Genomic DNA, 4,152 nt, shown 5'->3' on the forward strand with positions numbered 1-4,152 from the left:
GTTACTGGCAATCTTTTCCTTTGGCGCCATTGTTCCATCATAACTGTAATTCAGAAGGTTTACTATGGAGCATCCGTCACCTGCAATCTCAATCGGTTCATCCAGAAAGAAAGACATTGCATTCGGCAATTGTGACAGGTCCATGTCAATGCCAAAAGGCACGTGCGGAGCCATCATCATTCTGTCGATGGGCTTCGAATACATCGAGCGCAGCCGATCGGTGAGGTGTCTCTCATCAATCAGTTTCTTAAAAGTATCATAGCCGTAGGCGTCTGAAACCACATAGTCGGCGTTAAGCTCCTGACCACTTTCGAGCCTTACTCCGACTGCCCTTCCCTCCCTTTCAATGACCTTAACTGCTGACGAATCGTACAGTATCTCGCCCCCGAGGGAAGCGTATCTCTTCACGATTGACTCGATGAACTTACCGGAACCTCCGGAGTACCTTCCGCATCTCTTTGCGTTGGAGCCTGCCATTACTCAAAGATTGAGAGTCATGGGGATATTTGCCCAACCGCATTGAATGACTGGAAAGAACATCCTTAAGGCAGGATTCTTGAATCTCTGAGCAAAAGCAATCATTGTGTACTTCGTGACCTTTCTGTTCTCTATGAGAACAAAGATGTTCTTGATCCAGTCTCTGAATTTCCAGAATCCCACTTCTAGAAGATCCATATCTGAAAGTCTGCGGATTCCGTTGATATAGTCCTCTATTGTATGAGAGTCTTCAGGAGCGATTCTCTTCATTTCGGTTTCAAGTCTTTCGAGATAGTAGTAAACCGTGAACTCATTGCCCGATTAATCTTCTGCTTTCACCAACTCTTCGGGGAAGTGAACTTCTGAAGGCATGGCGCCCAAATCCTTCCGCATGTTGTAGAGAGGGGTTCCGGAGGTAGCCCAGCAAGATGGCAAATACAGCCATCGAAAACATATCCGCCTCTATCCTATGAGGTGCATAGACCGCCCAATTTGCTTGACTTCTCAAGTATTATCGGGTCGAATCCGTTCATTCTGGCAAAACACCCCGCGGCCAGTCCGCCGATTCCACCTCCGATGATAACAATCTTTGCCATCTTAGCCTCCTTAAACTCTTAATTGGACGATTGGAAAGCCCTCCCACCGAATGTAACAGAGAACAGATGAGAGAACTGGTAATTACGAGTTAATTCTATCACTCTTGAATGTGCCTGTTCGCTAAGCGAGTTTTGTACTAGACTATTGAGCACTTTCTAGGGATTATTGACTCGACTTGAGATAGAATTGAACTATTCGAGGAGGTGTATGCTTTCATGAGGTTTGTCTGTATTGCTTTGGTACTTGTTATTTCTGCATCTGCCATTGGAATTGGTTTCGGTGTCGGCGTCAAGATACACGGTCATTTCGAGCCCTTTGCCGCAATCAATTTTGATACGTGGCTTCTTGGATTTCAGGCCAAGGCGGGAGTAATCTTTGATACAGATTCAATCGTATTGGTTCCGGGTATGTATCTTTACAAAGATATCGCCTCCTGGAGAGTTCACGGTGGAACTGAGATCCTTTTTCACCTCGGTGAAATGGAAGGCCTCCTTCTCGCACGAGCAGGTGCGAGCTACGGGTTCGCCACTGATTTTGGAGAGCTTTTTATCGGTGCAGAACTGGGATTTCCCGTTAATCTGCCTGGGGAGTTTTTTGTCGATACTAGCCTGAAGATAGTTCCCACATTTCTCGTTCAGCTTGAGTTCTAGAGAATGGATTTCGCTTCTAGAGTCGTTCAAGTTCCGGTTTGTTAACAGAGAGCAATCTTTGATTCAAGGTTGTTCTGAAATCCCTTCAGTGAAAACTCTGCCTTCTTGGAACGAGTTCGCTGCTTGTCAATTCAGCCCTGCAGTCGGGTATTTTCCGAGCTTCGCTGGATTCCATGGAACGAGATACATCTCGACGTCATCCAGATTGTGACACCACAGTTCGACACCTTCGGTCTTTTCAGGGATGATTCCTTTGTCGAAGTCGAAAATATACGAAGTTAGAAGCTTCACAAATCTCTTCTCGATGAATACTAGGCCGTTCTCGTCATACGTAACAAAGTCAAAAAACACGAATCCGCTTTCACCCTTGTCGAGCTCGAGTATCAACATCTTTCCAAGCCTTTCCTGATCAGTGAGATAAACAAGAATGTCTCCGTCTTCCAGCATACGCTTCTCATTACGTGAAATGTTGATACTCTCTGTTTTCAAATTCTCGCTGAATTTCTCGATATCGTAGTAGGTGACCGATTGGAAACGATCTCTGTAAACCTCAATCGTGGGATTCCTCGAAAGACAAGACATTGCCAGCACCGTTACTACTACAGCTGTGGCAAGCAATCTCTTCACCTTGACCACCTCTTTGTTCTATCAGAATCTGTAACCGATCTTGAAGTCATAGATCTTCCCCACAGTCTCGCTGAATTTCTGGAGAATTACAGCTGTGTTGAACTCTATGTAGTAATTGGGAATGATATTCATTCCAACTCCCAGTCTTAGAGGTGAAAAACCAAGCTGCAACTGCTCTCCGAAAGCGAATGTGTGACCGATGTCTCCCCTGAAATAGAAGACGCCCATATCAAGCTTCAGCCCCGCATATACTAACCAGGCAACTCCAGGGATCACAAAAGAGGTCTTAATGCCGGTGTCTTCAGAGAGAGTAAACATCAGAAATGGAGTTGCTACTCCCAACGATAAAGGTCCAAGATCGTACCGCAGATCTATGCCCAGTACGTCTATTCCAACGAAGCCGGAAAGTGGAGTGTTCGAAAGAGACTCGGTCTTTGCAGCTACATTAATCAGTCCCAGAGAAAGGCTGCCGAATGAGAACGAAGCAACGAGCAGAATGAAAAGTACTAGAACGGACTTCTTCATAGGTTTCACCCCCTAACGTTCATTGTACGTCTGCAACATCCAAAAGCGATCTTCTTTCCACACTGTCTGCTCAATCGCTAATCAAATTCTGTGAGCGGCCAGAAAACGTTAATCTGCTCTAGATCCCTTCCCATTATCCCAGAGAAGGATTCGTGGGTCGATTAAGGAATAAATAATATCTACAACGATATTCACGATAATCATCATGGCGGCTATCAGAAGTACACAGCCTGAGAGTGTCAGCACTTCAACGCTTATTGCTGCGTCAGTTAGCAGCCTTCCTATACCCGGTCTCGCAAAGATGGTTTCAACAAAGGCAAGTCCTGCGAAAAGCGATGCGAAGAGCTCGCCTCCAACAGTTGCGACAGGGATCAGAGCATTCTTTCTAACATGTTTTAGCATTATCGTTCTTTCGCTCACACCTCTTGATCTTGCTGCCCTAACATAATCTCTTTTCTTGACATCGAGAGCAGTTGCCCTGCTTATCTGAAAAACATAAGCCGAATGCACGATGAAGAGGGTCAATACAGGTTGCACAAGATTGATTAGTTGAGACAAAAGGATATCGAAGCGCAGATTGAGAACTGAATCGATTATTAGGGAGTTAGTGTAGGAGGTCCAATTCGTAATTAACCCGGTGGTCAGACTGCCGATAGGAAGCCAGCCGAATATGGTGAAGCTGCCCACGAGAATGAGCAGAGCCATTACATAATCTGGGGTTGCCCAGCCTACTATCGAAAAGAATCCGAAGACAGAATCAGCAATTCCGTCTGGATGCATGGCTGCTCTTATTCCTAGCCTTGAACCAATAATGATTATAGGTATAATCGCTAGTATCAGCAGTTCTAGGCTTGCCGGAAGTCTTGAGATAATCGCTTCGGAAACCGATGAACTGGCGGTCAAAGAGTATCCCATATCTCCCTTGAGGGTGTTCCCAAGCCACTTGAAGTACATGGCAACTGCCGGTTTATCGAGCCCGTATTTTTCGATTATCCTCTGTTCAGCATTCGGGGACTTCGAAGCGTTTCCCGTCATGTATGCTCTCAACAGCACATCGGGTCCCATCGACCAAACTACAGCGAATACAACCAGAGTTACAGTAAAGGCAACAAGTGGCAAGAACAGAAGTCTTCTAATAATGTAAGCGGCCAAATTGTACCTCCTGCAGCTAAGGAAAATGACTCACCCGAAAGCAGAATTCCAAAGTCAGACTCCAACAAAGGGAGTTCTTCAAGACCTTATGAAGACTGCCTAATGAATTGTATCACCAAGTAGA

Annotated in this window: 6 protein-coding genes and 1 pseudogene; 1 reads left to right on the plus strand and 6 read right to left on the minus strand. The window is 45.5% G+C overall.

Annotation, left to right across the window (positions count from 1 at the left end):
* From B3K91_RS04270 to B3K91_RS04280, 3 genes and pseudogenes are all read right to left on the minus strand, one after another.
* Positions 1–477 (minus strand): annotated as a pseudogene (locus B3K91_RS04270) (NAD(P)/FAD-dependent oxidoreductase); the annotation flags it as partial.
* 3 nt (positions 478–480) lie between these two features.
* On the minus strand, positions 481–747 hold the full coding sequence (locus B3K91_RS04275; RefSeq protein WP_292591767.1) for a hypothetical protein: 267 nt from the start codon (positions 745–747) through the stop codon (positions 481–483).
* Between the two features lie 197 nt (positions 748–944).
* Positions 945–1,073 carry an NAD(P)-binding protein gene (locus B3K91_RS04280; RefSeq protein ID WP_243392166.1) on the minus strand — a complete coding sequence of 43 codons (129 nt, stop codon included), beginning with the start codon at positions 1,071–1,073 and terminating at the stop codon, positions 945–947.
* Between the two features lie 216 nt (positions 1,074–1,289).
* Between B3K91_RS04280 and B3K91_RS04285 the strand changes: the two genes are divergently transcribed.
* Positions 1,290–1,724 carry a hypothetical protein gene (locus tag B3K91_RS04285; RefSeq protein WP_292590763.1) on the plus strand — a complete coding sequence of 145 codons (435 nt, stop codon included), beginning with the start codon at positions 1,290–1,292 and terminating at the stop codon, positions 1,722–1,724.
* A gap of 126 nt (positions 1,725–1,850) precedes the next feature.
* Here B3K91_RS04285 and B3K91_RS04290 read toward each other — a convergent pair whose 3' ends face one another.
* From B3K91_RS04290 to B3K91_RS04300, 3 genes are all read right to left on the minus strand, one after another.
* On the minus strand, positions 1,851–2,351 hold the full coding sequence (locus tag B3K91_RS04290; RefSeq protein ID WP_292590761.1) for a hypothetical protein: 501 nt from the start codon (positions 2,349–2,351) through the stop codon (positions 1,851–1,853).
* Between the two features lie 21 nt (positions 2,352–2,372).
* Entirely contained in the window at positions 2,373–2,876 is a 504-nt protein-coding gene (locus tag B3K91_RS04295) for a hypothetical protein (RefSeq protein ID WP_292590760.1), read from the minus strand.
* Positions 2,877–2,984: 108 nt separating this feature from the next.
* Positions 2,985–4,028, minus strand: coding sequence for an ABC transporter permease (locus tag B3K91_RS04300; RefSeq protein ID WP_292590758.1), 1,044 nt, complete (start codon positions 4,026–4,028; stop codon positions 2,985–2,987).
* Positions 4,029–4,152 lie beyond the last annotated feature (124 nt).

It is taken from the genome of Mesotoga sp. UBA5847 (assembly GCF_002432735.1).
In the GTDB taxonomy this organism is placed as follows: domain Bacteria; phylum Thermotogota; class Thermotogae; order Petrotogales; family Kosmotogaceae; genus Mesotoga.

Bases quoted from the DNA above. Each gene is read 5' to 3' on its own strand.
- B3K91_RS04275 (WP_292591767.1), bottom strand. From the start codon at position 747: ATGAAGAGAATCGCTCCTGAAGACTCTCATACAATAGAGGACTATATC.
- B3K91_RS04280 (WP_243392166.1), bottom strand. From the start codon at position 1,073: ATGGCAAAGATTGTTATCATCGGAGGTGGAATCGGCGGACTGGCCGCG.
- B3K91_RS04285 (WP_292590763.1), top strand. From the start codon at position 1,290: ATGAGGTTTGTCTGTATTGCTTTGGTACTTGTTATTTCTGCATCTGCC.
- B3K91_RS04295 (WP_292590760.1), bottom strand. From the start codon at position 2,876: ATGAAGAAGTCCGTTCTAGTACTTTTCATTCTGCTCGTTGCTTCGTTC.